The sequence below is a fragment of the Candidatus Frankia nodulisporulans genome (assembly GCF_902806475.1).
GTDB lineage: Bacteria > Actinomycetota > Actinomycetes > Frankiales > Frankiaceae > Frankia > Frankia umida.
This window is the reverse complement of the sequence record NZ_CADCWS010000009.1, coordinates 1-15,890: the sequence shown is the minus strand read 5'-3', so window position 1 is coordinate 15,890 and position 15,890 is coordinate 1. Positions and strand designations below refer to the sequence as shown.

At 71.4% G+C, this 15,890-nt stretch carries 10 protein-coding genes and 2 riboswitches; all 10 genes read right to left on the bottom strand.

Going from position 1 to position 15,890, the window contains the following annotated elements:
* Positions 1-96 precede the first annotated feature (96 nt).
* Entirely contained in the window at positions 97-1,197 is a 1,101-nt protein-coding gene (locus G6R24_RS21790; RefSeq protein ID WP_225438030.1) for an MMPL family transporter, read from the bottom strand.
* Positions 1,130-2,407 (bottom strand): MMPL family transporter, encoded by a 1,278-nt coding sequence (locus G6R24_RS21785; protein ID WP_225438029.1) that lies wholly within the window; start codon positions 2,405-2,407, stop codon positions 1,130-1,132. Before G6R24_RS21785 ends, G6R24_RS21790 begins: the two co-directional genes overlap by 68 nt.
* A 141-nt stretch (positions 2,408-2,548) precedes the next feature.
* Complete coding sequence (locus G6R24_RS02160; protein WP_163547487.1) at positions 2,549-3,619, bottom strand: glycosyltransferase family protein; 1,071 nt, start codon at positions 3,617-3,619, stop codon at positions 2,549-2,551.
* 678 nt (positions 3,620-4,297) lie between these two features.
* Positions 4,298-5,050 carry an FkbM family methyltransferase gene (locus G6R24_RS02155; protein ID WP_163547486.1) on the bottom strand — a complete coding sequence of 251 codons (753 nt, stop codon included), beginning with the start codon at positions 5,048-5,050 and terminating at the stop codon, positions 4,298-4,300.
* A gap of 513 nt (positions 5,051-5,563) precedes the next feature.
* Complete coding sequence (gcvP, locus tag G6R24_RS02150; RefSeq protein WP_163547485.1) at positions 5,564-8,566, bottom strand: aminomethyl-transferring glycine dehydrogenase; 3,003 nt, start codon at positions 8,564-8,566, stop codon at positions 5,564-5,566.
* Positions 8,567-8,626: 60 nt separating this feature from the next.
* Positions 8,627-8,756: riboswitch (glycine riboswitch) on the bottom strand.
* Positions 8,757-8,852: riboswitch (glycine riboswitch) on the bottom strand.
* 144 nt (positions 8,853-8,996) lie between these two features.
* Positions 8,997-9,746, bottom strand: a complete 750-nt coding sequence (locus tag G6R24_RS02145) for a PIG-L deacetylase family protein (RefSeq protein ID WP_225438027.1) — start codon at positions 9,744-9,746, stop codon at positions 8,997-8,999.
* Between the two features lie 78 nt (positions 9,747-9,824).
* A complete protein-coding gene (locus G6R24_RS02140; RefSeq protein WP_163547483.1) occupies positions 9,825-10,034 on the bottom strand; it encodes a hypothetical protein in 210 nt (69 codons plus the stop codon).
* A 20-nt stretch (positions 10,035-10,054) separates the two neighbouring features.
* Positions 10,055-12,574 carry a transglutaminase-like domain-containing protein gene (locus tag G6R24_RS02135; protein ID WP_163547482.1) on the bottom strand — a complete coding sequence of 840 codons (2,520 nt, stop codon included), beginning with the start codon at positions 12,572-12,574 and terminating at the stop codon, positions 10,055-10,057.
* The gene (locus tag G6R24_RS02130) at positions 12,571-14,157 is read right to left on the bottom strand and encodes a DUF58 domain-containing protein (RefSeq protein WP_225438026.1); all 1,587 of its coding nucleotides are present in this window, start codon (positions 14,155-14,157) and stop codon (positions 12,571-12,573) included. The genes G6R24_RS02135 and G6R24_RS02130 overlap by 4 nt, the downstream gene beginning before the upstream one ends.
* Positions 14,158-14,726: 569 nt before the next feature.
* Positions 14,727-15,731, bottom strand: a complete 1,005-nt coding sequence (locus tag G6R24_RS02125; RefSeq protein ID WP_374628380.1) for an AAA family ATPase — start codon at positions 15,729-15,731, stop codon at positions 14,727-14,729.
* Positions 15,732-15,890: the final 159 nt, after the last annotated feature.

Genomic DNA, 15,890 nt, shown 5'->3' with positions numbered 1-15,890 from the left:
GCTCCGGGCGTGGCCCGGACGGACGGCTCCGAGCACCACCCAAGCGGACGAGCGGACGGACGGGTCAGGACTGGCGGGCTGGTCAGGGCGGGCGGGTCAGGGCTGGTGGGCTGGGTCTGACGAGCGGACGGGGGTGTCGGCGGTGGCGCTGTCGCGGGGCGCCGGCGGCGGAGCCACCGGTTGGGGGACGTCCTCGACATGCTCATGCAGTCCGAACCGGCGGTGCAGCGCCCGCAGCGGGCCGGGCGCCCACCAGTTCGCGCCGCCGGCGACCCGCATGAACGCCGGGACCAGCACCCCCCGGATGAGGGTGGCGTCAAGCACGATGGCCAGCGCCGTGCCGACCCCGAACATCTGGATGAAGCGCACCGAGGAGGTGGCGAACGCGACGAAGGTGACCGCGAGCAGGGCGGCGGCGGTGCTGACGATCCGGCCGACCCGGGCGAGGCCGGTGGCGACCGCCTCGACGTTGCTCGCCCCGGTGTCACGCACCTCCTTGATCCGCGACAGCAGGAACACCTCGTAGTCCATCGACAGGCCGAAGGCGATACAGAACAGCAGCACGGGCATGGAGGTGTCGAGCGGGCCCGGGGTGAAGTCGAGCAGACCGGACAGATGGCCGTCACTGAAGATCCAGACCGCGGCGCCGAACACCGCGCAGGTGCACAGTCCGTTGAGCAGAATCGCCTTCACCGGCAGCAGCACACTGCCGGTGAACAGGAACAGCAGGACGAACGTCGCCAGCACGATGAGCCCGAGTGCCAGCGGCAGCCGATCACCGATCGCCGACCGGCCATCGACGAGGACGGCGGGCGCACCCCCCACCAGGACGGTGCTGCCGCTGGGCGCGGGCAGCGCACGCGTCGCATGGACCAGCGCCCGGGCCTGGGTGGACGCGTAGTCCACCGCGGGGACCACCTGCAACAGGTCGTCACCCGCGGCGCGGAAACGCACACTGGTCGCGTTGGGGGGTGCGGTCCGGCTCCCACGGACGACGGTGCCGAGGGCGTAGTCCACCCGGGCGACGTCAGGCAGCCGGGACAGGGTGTTCGCATAGGCCGACAGCGCGGCGGGATCGAGCGCGCCGCGCCCGTCCTGCTGGACGACCACCTCCATCGATCCGGACAGGTCAGCGGGGAAGCGTTCGCGCAGCGCGTCGCCGACCGTGCGGCTGGCGGCGGCTCCCGGCCGCAGCACCCTCGTCCGGCGTGCCGAACTGGACGTGCAGGAACGGGGTGGCGAGCACGAGCAGGATCACGATCACCGGTAGTCCGGTCAGGACCGGGTGGGCCATGACGGTCGAGGCCACCCGCCGCCAGAACGCCGACTCCGCGGCCTCGGGTGCGGCCTCGGGCGCCTTCTGCCGGCGCCGACGGACCAGTCCGATCAGGCCACCCACGTGCCAGGCGTTCACCCGCTCACCCAGCACCATGAGCAGCGCGGGCAGCACGACCACCGCGGCGAGCACCGCCACCACCGTGACCGAGATGCCGGCATAGGCCATGGAGCGCAGGAAGAACGGCGGGAACAGCAACATCACGACCAGGCTCACGACCACCGTGGCGCCGCTGAAGAAGATGGTTCGACCGGCGGAGCGCACGGTGATCGAGACCGCCGACGCACGGTCATGGCCCGCGGCCAGTTCCTCGCGGAATCGGCTGACCATCAACAGCGAGTAGTCGATGCCGAGGCCGAGGCCGAGCGCGGAGGTCAGGTTCACCGCGAAGATCGAGACATCGGTGGCGCTACCGATGACCGCGAGGATCGCGAGGCCATCCACCATCCCGAGCAGACCCACGGCCAGCGGCAGCAGCGCCGCGACCACCCCGGCGAACGCCACGACCAGCAGGACCAGGGTGATCGGGATGGCGATCGACTCGGCCACCGCGAGATCGCTGGAGACCTGATCGCCGATGTCGTTGTTGATCGCGGCCGCGCCCCCGGGTTCGACGGTCACCTCGGGGGGGTCGAACGCCCGGGAGGCATACCGCTTCACCACGTCCGACGCGTCATCGTCGTCGGCGACGCTGGCCACCACCAGGGCCGAACGGCGGTCCTGCGAGCGCAGCGCGCTGCCCGCGCCGGACCAGTAGGACACGACGTCGCGGGCGCCGGGCTGGGCGGCCAGGTCCGCGGCGACCACCCGACCGGCGGCGACCACCCGAGGGTCGTCGACCTCGCCCACCCGGGCGGTGACGAGCAGCAGCACGTTCGCTCGTCCGTGGAAGTGCGCGTCGAGGACGTCGACGGCGCGACTGGAATCCGAACGGGGGTCGTCGAACCCGCCGGTCTGCAGCTTGCCGAACGCGGTGCTGCCCAGCAGCGCCCCGAGAACCACCAGGACCGCCGTGCCGGCGAGCACCAGCCGCGTCCGTCGCGTGGTCAACGCCACCAGGATCGCGAACACGGTGTCCTCCTCGATCGGGCTCTCAGGGAGACACTGTTCGCGACCGGTACGCCACGTCAAGGTCGCTTGTGCGCGCAATGACCGGTCCGTCCCCCTGTCAGTGCCTGACTCGGGAGATCGGACCGGTCACGTCGAGCAGGGTCAGGCGGAGGCCCGCAGCTGGCGGCCGAGGGTGTCCAGGGCCTGTCGGCGGGAGCTCTTGATCTCGGGGAGCCGGGCCTGGTAGGCCGGCGCGGTCGCGAGTGGCTGGTAGAACCCCATGCGCGGCACGAAGTCCGCGTCGTCGTAACCCGACGGACGGTGCAGGGAGTAGGTACGGCCCGGAAACAACAGGTCGTAGTTGTCGGCGATCTGCCAGATCGCCACATGCGGGTCGACCCGACGCCGCTGGAAGTAGGCCTCAAGAACATCGATTGTGAAACTGATCTCATGGAACTGCTTTACCAGCGCGTGGTAATGCTGGCCGACCTGGTACTTGATCGGCAGTTCGATCTGCAGGCTGTCGGAGAAGTCCAACAGATCCAGGGCCAGTACCTTCAGGGATGTTTCGACCCCATAGCCACGCGAGAAGGCCAGCGAGGCGAAGACATCCGCGTCGATGACGAACTCGCCGATCAGTGGCTGGAGCGTGCGGGTGATCGACGGCACGTAGCGGGCGAGCTGTTTCGACAGCAACGACCGCAGCATCTCGGTCGTGCGTCCGCCGGGCTGGCCGTCACCGGTCACCCGTCGCGAACTACCGTTCACGAACAGCGGGGCATTGCCGGCGGTCGTGGCCGCGGCGAGAACCCCCACCGTCGCGGGATCGTAACTTTCCAGGTCGGCGTCGTGAAAGATCAGCCGGTTTCCGAAGGCGAGATAGGCGAGGCTACGCATCGCCCCGGCCTTTCCGCCGGTCGTCGTGTCCTCGCGGCCGGCATGCCGCTGCAGCACCGAGTTTCCCCGCACGACCCAGCTCGCGCCGGCTTCGGTCGCGATGCGCATCAGATCATGCTCATCGCCGTCGGAGGTGGGATCGACGACCACGCCGATCTCGTCCAGGACCCGGCGTTCCTGCATCCAGTGCTGCCGATCCCGCGCGATGATATCGCCGAGTGTTCGGGCGGCCTCCGGGCCACGGGCAGGGATCAGCAGGCTCAGGGTGATGCCCTTGGCAAGCTTGTCCGCCTCGATCGCGTCGAGGTCGAGGCCGGTGGGTTCGAGCGTTCGCACGGACGCCCCTCTCTCGTGACCTTTGTGGGGGTACGGATCGCCCGGCAGTGGAGCGGGTGGGGTGGGGATCCGTCGGGGGACAGCGGGGTGAATCACACAGCCTGGCGGAATTTCCGGTCGTGCCGCCGACCGTGGATTAGCCACCTCCGTCCGCTACGGTCCGACCATCACCTGGATTCCGGTGACCTGGCCGTTTCCAGTACCTCCCGTACGCCGGGTTCGCCGCGTCGACTTCACGGTCTCCCGGGTACGACCGCTCCGACACATGACATGTACCGGAGCGTCAAAGTATCGGTGTTGCGACCGAATCCGTCACTCCCCCCATCTACCGGCTGGTATCCGCCGCTGCCGTCCCGGCAGGTGGCGATCACGCCGCGCCGTCCGCGAGCGGCGGATTCGGCGAAATCGGCACCATTAGCATCCGAGCGGACACTTGGCGTCAGGACCATCTGGGTGGGTGGGAGAGAACTACCCGCACATCGACCCGGCGATGCCAGGCCGGCATCGCCGAGATGAGCCCGCCCGGACCTGCCCCGTCCCGGTCGCACCCCCGCCCAGGAGGCGCGCCGGCCACGGCGCGACCCGAAGCGGGGGAACGAGCGGAGCACCACACGAAGGAACTTATGTGATCTTCATCACATCATAGGTGGGTTCGTGCGCCCACCCGGGCGTACCGGCTCAGGGGTGCGCGACGAAGTTGAAGTGCCGCCCCGTCTCGAACGTGTCCCGGAACTTCGGCAGGGTGTAAGGGCCCTCACCGTCGAGGTCGAAGATCCGAAGGCCGAGATCACCGTCGATCAGCAGATACATGTCGTCCGCCGACGTCCCGTAGTCGCGGGCCCCGGCACCGAACTCGAACACCAGGTGCGGACGGCTGTTCGCGATCAGCTTGGTGGCGCCACGGAAGACGCCGTACTCGGCGCCCTCGACGTCCACCTTGATCAGCGTCGGGTGGTAGTCCACCGGCAGCACGTCGTCGAGGACCTCGACGGTGACCTCGATCTGCTCGACATCCTCGGTGTCCGGCACCCGGTCGCGCAGCCCGCTGTAGGCCGGCCGGCTGCGCACATAGGTGAAGGGCAGCACGCCCGGCGTGTCGGATAGCGCGGCCTGACGCACGTCGACGGTGGGAAAGTCGGCCCGCAGGGTGGCGGCCATGTGCGGCAGCGGCTCGTAGGCGACATGGGTTCCATGCGGCGCGTGCCGCAGGATCGTCCGCAGCACATCGCCACGGTGCGCACCCACATCAATACAGTTCGACGTCTCGGTGAGCACGAACGACATCAGCAACGCCAGATGTCGATCATCGTTTCGGTTACGCCGCGCAGTCGGCACAACATTGTCTCGAACCAGCTTCAGCGCCGGCCCGAGCCCCAGATCCACCGCCTTACGGCGGAGTGCGGCAAGCTGTTTCTCCATTCGCGGATCCATTGGCCCCGCCCTTCCGTTGTCCCAGCTACGACCCGCCCGAGTGCAGCAGACCCCGATTTCCACCGGACGGGTGGGTCCAACTATTGGCGCCGGTCCATCCGTGGTCAACAGCAGGGTGGCCCAACGGACCCGCAGGCCCTTCCGCAGGGCGGTTCCTCGACCACGGAACGCCAGCCGGCGAGCAATACCTCACGCTGGGGAAGAGTTGCCGAGAACAACCAGAAATGACACTGAGCCGCAAATTCGGCTACTTTCCGCGAGGATTCACTACGTCAACGCACCACGGCATCACGCAAAAAATAACAAGTGACGGGACGGACGCGTGCCGGTCTCGTTGCGTCCCCACCCGGACAGAACCCGCCGTGGGTCAGCTACCTGCCAACACCCGGGCGGAGCGCGCCCGCCGACGCGCGGATCGCCGTGCGGGCAGCTGACATGCCCGCACGGCGATCCCCGGCGGGGGCGTCGGTCACAGGGACCTCCGTCCACCGCCCGGGGACGACCGGTCGGGTGTCAGCCGACGGTCGCGAGCGTCGGCTGCTCGTCCACCGGTTCGGCGAAGGAGGCGACCGGCGGGCAGGTGCACATCAGGTTGCGGTCGCCGTAGGCCCCGTCGATACGCCGCACCGGCGGCCAGTACTTTCCGGTACGCAGCGTGGCCACCGGATAGGCGGCGACCGAACGCGGATACGGGTGCGCCCACTCGTCGGCGGTCACCATCGCCGCGGTGTGCGGCGCGTTGCGCAGCGGATTGTCCTCGAGCGGCCAGGTGCCGTCGCCGACCTTGTCCGCCTCCGCCCGGATGGCAGTCATCGCATCGCAGAAGCGGTCGATCTCGCCCAGATCCTCGCTTTCCGTGGGCTCCACCATCAGGGTGCCGGCCACCGGAAAGGACATCGTCGGTGCGTGAAAGCCGTAGTCGATGAGGCGTTTCGCCACGTCGTCCACGGTGACGCCGGTGGCGCGCGTCAGCGGCCGCAGGTCAAGAATGCACTCGTGTGCGACGAGGCCGCCCCGTCCGGAGTAGAGGACGGGATAGTGCGGGCGTAGCCGGTGGGCGATGTAGTTGGCGTTGAGCACGGCCACCGAGGTGGCCTCCCGCAGACCGTCCGCCCCCATCATCTGGATATACGCCCACGGGATCATGAGGATGCCGGCGGAACCCCAGGGCGACCCGGAGATGGGGCCGACCCCGGTCGCCGGACCGGCCTCGGCGCGCAGCGGATGGTTCGGCAGATACGGCAGCAGTTTCTCGCCGACGGCTACCGGCCCGACCCCCGGACCGCCACCGCCGTGCGGAATGCAGAAGGTCTTGTGCAGGTTCAGATGGCTGACATCAGCACCGAACTGCCCGGGCTTGGCCAGACCGACCAGCGCGTTCAGGTTCGCCCCGTCGACGTAGACCAGACCGCCCGCCTCGTGCACGAGCGCACAGGCCTGACCGATGCCCTCCTCGTACACACCATGCGTCGACGGATAGGTGACCATCAGCGCGGCCAGGACCTCGGTGTGCGTGCGGGCGGCGCGGGCGAGATCGTCGAGATCGACGTTTCCGTCAGCGTCACACGCGACGACGACGACGCGCATTCCCGCCATCGCGGCGCTGGCCGCGTTCGTACCATGGGCGGACGACGGGATCAGGCACACGTCACGCACGGGCGCACCGGCCGGTGTGTGGTCCCGGTGATAGGCGCGGATGGCCAGCAGCCCGGCCAGTTCGCCCTGGCTGCCGGCGTTCGGCTGCACCGAGACACCGGCATATCCGGTGATCCGGGCGAGCCATTCCTCCAGATCGCGGATCAGGGTGAGATAACCGGCGGCCTGGTCAAGCGGGGCATACGGATGGATGTCGGCGAACTCCGGCCAGGTGACCGCGGCCATCTCGGTCGTGGCGTTGAGTTTCATCGTGCAGGAACCAAGCGGGATCATGCCGCGGTCGAGGGCGAGATCGAGATCGGACAGCCGGCGCAGATAGCGCAGCATCGCCGTCTCGGAGCGGTGCTCGTGAAACACCGGATGCTCGAGGTACCTGTCGGTGCGCACCAGCTCCGTGGGCAGCGCGACCGCGGTCGTCGTCGGGATCGGCCCGTCCAGTTCGGCCTGCGCCGTCACCTCGGCCGCCACCGCCGGCGGCACCCCGAAGGCGGCCCAGACGGCCCGCAGATCCGCCTCCACCGTCGTCTCGTTGCAGGAGATGCCCACGTGGTCGTCATCGACGAGACGGATGTTCACCCCGTGTTCCAGCGCCGCGGCCACCACCTCGCCGGCCCGGCCCGGCGCCGCGGCGATGACCGTGTCGAAGAACGACGAGTCACCGAGGGTGACTCCACCGACGCGCAGCCCCTCGGCGAGGCGCACCGCGAGCCCGTGGACCCGCCGCGCGATCCCCGCCAGGCCCTGCGGGCCGTGGTAGACCGCGTACATCGAGGCGAGCACCGCGGGCAGCACCTGGGCCGTACAGATGTTGCTCGTCGCCTTCTCCCGGCGAATGTGCTGTTCCCGGGTCTGCAGGGTGAGCCGGTAGGCCGGGTCACCGGCCGCGTCGATGGACACCCCGACCAGCCGACCGGGCAGCGTGCGTTCGAGGCCGGAACGCACGGCGAGGTAGCCGGCGTGCGGCCCACCGAACGACAGCGGCAGACCGAACCGCTGGGTGCTTCCGACCGCGATGTCCGCGCCGAGTTCGCCGGGTGAGCGCAGCAGGGTGAGCGCCAGCAGATCGGCGGCGACGGTGACGATGAGGCCACGCTCACGGGCCCGCGCGAACACCTCCCGGTGATCACGCAGCGCTCCGCTGGGCCCCGGGTAGGACACCAGCAGCCCGAACGCCGCGTCGAGCAGCTCCGCCGGCACCGCCGCAAGCCCGTCGCCGCCGGACGAGCCGTCCGAGAGGTCCACGAGGTGGACGGTGGCGCCCAGGGCCTCGGCGCGGGTCGCCACGACCGCGATCGTCTGCGGAAGTGTGTCGGCGTCGACGAGGTAGACCCGCCGTCCGCCCTTGGCCCGGCGCAACGCGATCTGCATGGCCTCGGCCGCCGCCGTGGGCTCGTCCAACAGCGACGCGCCGGCCACCGCCAACCCGGTCAGATCTGTGATCATGGTCTGGAAGTTGAGCAGGGCCTCGAGCCGGCCCTGGGAGATCTCCGGCTGGTACGGCGTGTAGGCCGTGTACCAGGCGGGATTCTCCAACACGTTGCGCTGGATGACGCCGGGCATCACCGCCGGGTGAAAGCCGAGGCCGATCATCGAGGGCACCGGCCGGTTCGCCCGACCGAGTGCCCGCAACGCGGCCAGCACGGCCGGTTCGTCGAGCGCAAGCGGAAGCTCGAGGGACCGGTCGGCGATGAGCGCGGGCACGGCCGCATCCGTCAGGGACCGCAGCGAGTCGTGACCAAGCGTGGCCAGCATCGCCTTACGGGCGCTGTGGTCCGGGCCGATGTGGCGGTCGGCGAAACGCGGATGGGACCCGGGTGGCACCGCCACCGGCGGGACGTTCTGCTCGCTGCCGTCATGCATGAGAGGCCGCTCCGGAGGTCAGGCGGAACCGACAGAGACGCATCGGCGCCGCGACGGGCCTCCCCCTCTGTCATATGGCCTGAGAGCTTCGCCGCGCCTCGGTCGCGAGCTCGCCCTGACGGGCGGCGCACGAGGTCGGGGGCGACTTTCACCGTCGGCGGGACGCCTGGACGTCCACTTTCCAGAGTTGCCTGACCCGGCGGTTGGGGGCCTGAGAGTTTATGGGGAGAGCTTGCTCCTTCGGCGTCCCGGCACAGAGCGACCGGGACTCTCCCGCACGGGTGTGAGCGGCAGCGGTATGCAGTTTGTACGTCGAAGACTAACCGCGATGGCGACCCGCGGCCACCCGTCTCCGTAACTCCCACGCCCGCCACCGCCACCGTGGCTACCGCTGCGGCAGCCACCGCGGTAGCCACCGCCGCCGGTGCCCTCAGACGAAGACGGTCTCGCTCGCCCGCAGCAACCGCGCCAGAAACGGCGGGGGAAGCACGGCGGCGTCGGCGGGATGCTGCGACAGCGGGGCGATCTGCGTGCGGTAGCAGTCGACGGCCCGCCGCCGGTCGCGCACCACCCGTTCGGGCAGGGACACCGACCTCGCCCGCGACCAGGGCACCGCCGGATCAGCCGGCACCGCCCAGTGCCACGTCCAGACGGGGTACTCCACCAGCCGGGCCCCGGCGCGCCGCGCGGCCAGCGCCGCCGCGCGTCCCGTCGCCTCGTGATCGGGATGTCGATCGCCGCGCCAGGTGGTGAGAACCCAGGTATCGGCGGTCAGCAGTGGCTCCACGAACGCGGCCAAGGCGGCCTCGTGCCCGGTGACCTGGCCGTCCGGCAGTTCCGCCCGGGGCACCGGCGCCTGCCCGAGGCCCAGCGCCGTCAGGGCCGCGTGCTGCTCGGCGATCCGGTGCTGGGCGAGCTGGCGCGCCGAGAGGGTGGGCGAGCCGGGATGCGAGCCGTCCCCGTCGGTCACCGCCACCACCGTGATCCGCGCGCCCAGCTCACTGAGCCGCACGAGCAGCCCCCCGACGCCGAGCACCTCATCGTCTGGATGGGGGGCGACGACCACCACCCGCGGCGGGGGGTCGGTCAGGTCGAACTCCGGCCAGCCCGGCTCCCACTGCTGCCAGACCGACGCGGGGGTGCCGGCATCGGTGAACGGCCGCTCTGCGTCGAGTCCCATGCCTTCCTGCATACGGCACCGCGGCCCGCCACGCCGGACGAACACCCCACCGGCCCCGCAGCTCGCCGACGCGGCTGGTCACCGATGCAGCAGCTCGCTCTTGGCCGCCTCCTTGTCGGTCAGCGCCCCGTCGTGCTCCCGCCGGAAGACCTCCTCCGCCATCCGGTCGGACGAGGTCTGGCTCGCCACCTGTCGGGCCATCTCCTCGTTGGACGTATCCGCCCCGGCGGGCCGGGTGTGCCCCGGCCAGGCCAGGGGTGCGTCAGTTCGCTTCGGTCTCTGGACCATGACTGCTCCTCCCAGGTCACCTACCGAGCTGCAATACCCGATGTAATCGACTGAGAACCATTCGCTATCGGGTGGGGTGTGTTCTGATCTTCGGAACCGGCCCGGTGCCGGCCCGCGGCCGCACGGATCTCGGCGGCCACCGCGGCGGGTGCGATCCGCTGGGCGACGCGGCGACGGCGTGGCACGGATGCGCGCAGTGCCTGGTCCAGCGCGTCGGCCAGCCGCCAGGCCTCGGCGGCGGCGCCACGGCCGGTCACGGTCCGTCGCCGATCGTCGCCTGGATCACCGAACAGGGCGACGGTGGCCAGCTCCGCCAGTCCGCGCAGCGCTGTCCCGGCCGGTTCACCCGTCTGGCTGGCGGCGTGCACCACCTCGACGGGACTCGCGGCGGCCGGCATCGGCTGGCCCGATCGGGCCAGGAGATCCAGCGCGTGACGCCAGGCCGCGACGATCCGCGTCCGTTCGGTGCCGCGCCGCCGGGCCCGGCGGTGGCGTAGTCCAGGCAGCGCGAAGGCCAGGCCGAGATAGCCGGTCAGCACGAGCAGGGTCGCCGTCCCCGCCACCCGGATGCCCCGTCCCCGGTCGGACCAGGCCGGCGAGGGCCCGGACGGGTGGTGGTGCGCCGCCGTCCCGGTGTCGGGCCGCGGTGGGCCGGTGGGGACGTCCACCGTGGTACCCAGCACCGCGTTGACGAGTTCGGCCTGCGCCGTGGACTCACCCTGCGTGGCGCCGGCGACAACGGCGCCACGCGCGTCGGCCGCCATCGGCGTCGGGAAGAAGGGCATCCAGCCAGCGCCGGCGAAGTGGATCTCGGCCCAGGCCAGGGCGTCGGCGCCGCGGACCGGGCGGGCGGCGGCGGTCTCCGCCCCGGACACGCTGAAACCGACGACGAGCCGGGCGGGTAGACCAAGCAGGCGGGCGGCGAGCACGAAGGCGGTGGCGAACTGCTCGGAGGTCCCGCGCCTGGTCTGCTCGAGGAAGTGGGTGACCTGCGCGAGGCTGTGTCCCGCGGGGGCGGCCGGATCGAACACGAAGTTCGTCCGCAGGTACTGCCGCAGCAGTGCGGCCCGCTGGTAGGGCGAGGTGCCACCGGCGGTGGCGATCGTGGCCAGGCCGCGCAGGACCGGTGGCACGCCGGCTGGCAGTGCGCGCGCACGGGTGTCGGCGGGCGTGGTGGAGGCGGCCAGGGTGAGCGTCTGGCCCGCTGTGGGCACGGCCTGCGGCCAGGACCGCACCCACAGCCGGGTACCAGCCGTGAGCGGCTCGGTCCGCACCAGCACGCCGTCACAGGCCGCCACCGCGAATCGTCCCCGCGTCGCCTGGCCCGCGGCGACCGCGGAGCCGCCCGTCACCGCGCCGTCGGTGGTGGGCGTGCCCGGATCGGGCGTGCCCGGGAGCACGACGAACTGCCTGGGCTCGGCCAGCACCGGGACGAGCTGACCGCCCAGTCCGGCGATGGTCAGCTCCTGGGTCACCGGCGCGGACGCGGCGCCAGCGACCCGCGCGCCGTTGTGGCCCGATCCGGGGGTGGCCGGACCAGTGGTCTCGGGACAGCCGGCGGTACTTGCGCCCGCCGGTAGGTAGCGGGTGCTGGAGGTCCAGGTGGCGCCGTCGTAGTCATCGAGCACGGCCAGCCGCAACGCCGCCGGCCCGGCGGTCGCGGATGTCAGCGCGGCCTGGAACAGGACCTGCTGCGGATGGGCGGTCCAGCCCGCGAGCCGACTCAACGGGCTGAGCTCCACCGTGCCCGTGCCCGTGGCGGCGGTCGCACGATAGGCGCGCGGATCGATGCGCGGGCGGTCGTCGACCCGCAGCGGGCCGCCGGCCAGTCCGATCCCCACCGCGACCACACCGATCACGGCACCCCCCGTGCGGGCCAGCGTGGTCAACCGGCCGGCCGGGCGGCCGGGGCCCTCCAGCACGCTGCCGGGCTCAGGCCGCCCGGCCCTGACCCGACCGGGCCAGGGCAGCTCGACCCGGGGGTGACGAACCCGTACCAGCAGGGCGGCGAGCGCGGCGAACCCGGCGGCGGACGGCAGATCCGAGCCGCCCGACGCGGCGGCATAACTCACCGTGACCAGAAACAGCACCAGTCCGGGTAGCGCGGGCAGCAACCGGGTACGGGTGCGGATGACCAGCTCGGCGCCGATCGCCGTCGCCAGCCAGGTCAACGCGACCGGTCCCATCAGCAGCTCCGGCTCGGCCGGCGCTGGGACTGCCGTGTCGAGCAGACGTGCCCACCCGGTGACCATCCCCACCGCGACCAGATGCAACCGGGACCACACCCCGCCCGCCGGAGCGGCGACGGTCGCCGCGGCCCAGGCGACGAAGCCGCTGCCCCACGCGACCACCGTCACGATCGGTGACGGCGGCTGGTGTCGGCCGCTCAGGACCGCGACCAGCACCACCGGAATGATCACGGCGGCGGCGACATCCACCAGGACCTCGGGCCCGGTGATCACCCGACGCCAGCCGAGGCCGCCGACGAACGACAGCCCACCGGCCAGCAGCACGGCGATCAGACGGTGACGCCCGCTCATCGACGTCGCTCCCCCGCGACACCGAACCCTCGCGGCCAGGTCGCCGGCCACCTTCCGGCCAGCGCCGCCGCGTCGGGAACATCGATGACGGTCAGTCGCCCGGCCCGGCCCGGACCAGCACCGACCCGGCTCAGGTGCGCCGCGCCGCGCCGCGCGGCAACCGCGCCCGCGACCAGCGACCGGCCGGAGACAACCCCGCTGGCCCGTGTGGGCGACACCGGCCGCAGCCGGGCCCGCTCACCCGAGTCACGTCGCAGGACCGCTCGGGCGGTCGCCTCGGATCTCGGCCCGACCCGCACCAGCACCACCCGGCCGTAGGCATGGCCCACCGGGGTGAGGGCAGCCACCGCGGCCCGGTCGAAACCACCGGTCACCAGGACGAGCGTGCCGAGTCCGCCGCGCCGCAGCGTCCCGAGAACGTCCAGGGTGGCGTCGTCGGCCCACTCGACGGTGGCCAGTTCGTCGAGGAGCAGGTCGGCGTCGCGCCGTCGGCGGCGGCCGAGGACGCGTAGTCCGGCTGTGGTCACCAGGCGCACGCCGAACACCTCCCTCGCGCAGGTCATCACCGCGGCGGCCGCCACATCGACGGCCGCCTCGAACGCCGCCCGTCCAGCCCCACCGGGGGGGTACGCGTCACGTCGGACATCGAGCACCACGGTGGCCGCGGGCTCGGTGGGGTCCATGTGCGTGCGGACCATCAGCTCGCCTGCCCGCGCGCTCGAGGGCCAGTGCACCAGGCGAAGGTCCTCGCCTGTCGCGTACGGCCGCAGCGTGTGGATCTCGAGTCCCCCGGCCGTGCCATGCCCGGTCTGACCGTCCGGTTCACGCGAGGGAGCCGAGGCGAGCGGTGCGAGCGGTGCGACGATGGGCCGGACGTGCAGGGTCGCGGTGCCGGGCAGCCGCTGGCTACGCATGACCAGACCAAACGGGTCCGACCGGGTTATCTCGACCGGCCCGACCATGATCATCCCGCGCTCCTCGGTCGGCAGGACCACGTCGATGGTGCGGGTACCAGCGCCAGGCAGTCGGCTGATCGGAACAAGCACCCGCGCGGAGGCGCGATCGCGACGCGACGACTCGCCATCCGACAGCTCGCCACGGGACAGCTCGCTGTCGGACGGCTCGCTGTCGGACGGCTCGCTGTCGGACGGCTCGCTGTCGGACGCCAGCGAGTCTCCCGCCGGCGCGGCGGACCCGTCATCGGACGGATACGGGCGGGCGCTAGCCATGTCCTGCTCCGAACGGGGGATGGTCGTCGTCAGCGGCAGGCGCAGCACGAAGGAAGGTGCCGTCCACCTGGAGTGGTTACGCAAAGTGATCATCAGGGTGGCGGGTTCGCCCCGCGCCACCCGATGCGGCGACACCCGCAGCTCGGCGGACGCCCGTGGCTGGCGCACCGCAACGATCAGGGACAGCGCCACGGCGGCGGCGGCCGTCCCGCCGAGCACCGCGACCTCGGGGTAGTGCACCAGCCGTGCCCCGGCCAGCAGCACCGCCGCTGTGGCGAGCAGGCCCCATCCCAGCGGTGTCGGCCGCAGCCGTGAGCGGCCCGCCCGTGCCCTCCCCGGCGTAACCGTGCCCACCGCCGGCTGTGCGGTATCGGTCCCGGTCCCGGTCGTGGTCTCGGTCGTCGTACCGATCCCGGTGGTGGTCTCGAACTCGGCGCTGGTCCGGCGGTGGGTCCTCGTCCGGGCTCTGCCCTCGGTTCCGGCCTCGACCAGCTCTCTGCTGGCCGGTTCTCGGGCGGGTCGCCATGCGGGCGGGTCGTCGGCCCGCATGGCGGGACCGGGCGGGCGTCCGGGGCTGGGGTCAGGACCGGGCACGGGATGGGACGTGGGATACGGGGCGAGGGAGGATCGCCATCCGGACGCGATCTCAGCTGGGCGTGCCGCGGCCGGACCCGTAGCAGGGTCATCGACCGGATCGGTGGGTCGCGGCCGGTGCCGCTCGCCCAGCCCGCGGGCGAGTGGTCCGGTCGGCGGCGTCCGCGGGGTGCGCCACGGGCCACGTTCTGGCCCCGAGTGCCCAGCCCGGTCGGCCCGGTCGGCCCGGTCGGCGCGTAGTGGACGGGTGTCCGCCTCGGTCCTGCTGGCGCGGCGCATCGTGGTCGTCTGGTCGTCGGGACGCGATGGTCGTCCCCGGGATGGCACGGTCAGATCCCGAGCAGCCGACGCGGCGAGGGAACGGACTGCAGGATCTCGTCGACCACGTCCTCGGCCACCACACGCCGTAGCTCCGCTTCCGGGCTCAGCACGAGCCGGTGGGCGAGCACGGCACCGGCGACCGCCTTGGCGTCGTCGGGCGTGGCGAAGACCCGCCCGTGTGCGGCCGCGCGGACCTGCACCGCGCGCAGCAGCGCGATGCTGCCTCGTGGGCTCGCCCCCAGCCGGACGATGTCGGGGATGGTCCGGGTGGCAGCGACCAGCTGGACCAGGTACCGGCGCAGGTTGGGGGCGACGTGCACGGCCAGTGTCTGGGCCGATCGGGCCAGGACGTCCTCGGCCCGCATCACCGGCTGCAGGTCGTCCACCGCGCGGCCCACCTGCCTGCCCTCGAGGATCTCCAGTTCGGCGTCAAGGGAGGGGTATCCCATCCGCAGTCGCATGAGGAAGCGATCCAGCTGGGCCTCGGGAAGGCTGTAGGTACCGTCCATGTCGATCGGGTTCTGCGTGGCCACGACCATGAACGGCTGAGGCACCGGATAGCTTGTGCCGTCGGAGGTGACCCGGCCCTCCTCCATCACCTCCAGCAACGCCGACTGCGTCTTGGGGGAGGCACGGTTGATCTCGTCGCCGATCACGATATTGGTGAACACCGGACCGGCCCGAAAGCCGAACTCCTGGGTCCGCTGGTTGTAGACCATGGTTCCGGTGATGTCGGCCGGCAGCAGGTCAGGGGTGAACTGGATGCGCTGGCAGCCGGCGTTCACCGAGGCGGCGAGGCTGCGAGCCAGCGATGTCTTGCCGAGCCCGGGAACGTCCTCCACAAGCAGGTGGCCTTCGGCGAACAGGCAGATCGTGGCGAGTTCAACAACGTCACGCTTACCCCGGATCACCTTTTCGACGTTCGTGACGACGTCCCGGAAGACCGCGGCGAACTCCGCTATCCCGAACTCGTCACCGCGCAGTGGACCGGTGCCATCGCCATGCCCCGTCACCCCGTACCGCCGGTCGGATCGGAGGAGATCTGACTGCTCATCACCGTGCGCTCCTTGGGGCAGGACCAGGCGAGCTGGTCAGGATCCGGCTGCGGTCGAGGTGACGGGTGAGGCGTTGGAGGAACCCGGTACTGGCGGGAGTTTGAGGCTGGCGGGGAC

Excerpts from the sequence above, each read along its gene's own strand:
- G6R24_RS02155 (WP_163547486.1), bottom strand. The coding sequence starts at position 5,050 with ATGGATCCGCGAATGGAGAAACAGCTTGCCGCACTCCGCCGTAAGGCG.
- gcvP (WP_163547485.1), bottom strand. The coding sequence starts at position 8,566 with ATGCATGACGGCAGCGAGCAGAACGTCCCGCCGGTGGCGGTGCCACCC.
- G6R24_RS02145 (WP_225438027.1), bottom strand. The coding sequence starts at position 9,746 with ATGGGACTCGACGCAGAGCGGCCGTTCACCGATGCCGGCACCCCCGCG.
- G6R24_RS02140 (WP_163547483.1), bottom strand. The coding sequence starts at position 10,034 with ATGGTCCAGAGACCGAAGCGAACTGACGCACCCCTGGCCTGGCCGGGG.
- G6R24_RS02135 (WP_163547482.1), bottom strand. The coding sequence starts at position 12,574 with ATGAGCGGGCGTCACCGTCTGATCGCCGTGCTGCTGGCCGGTGGGCTG.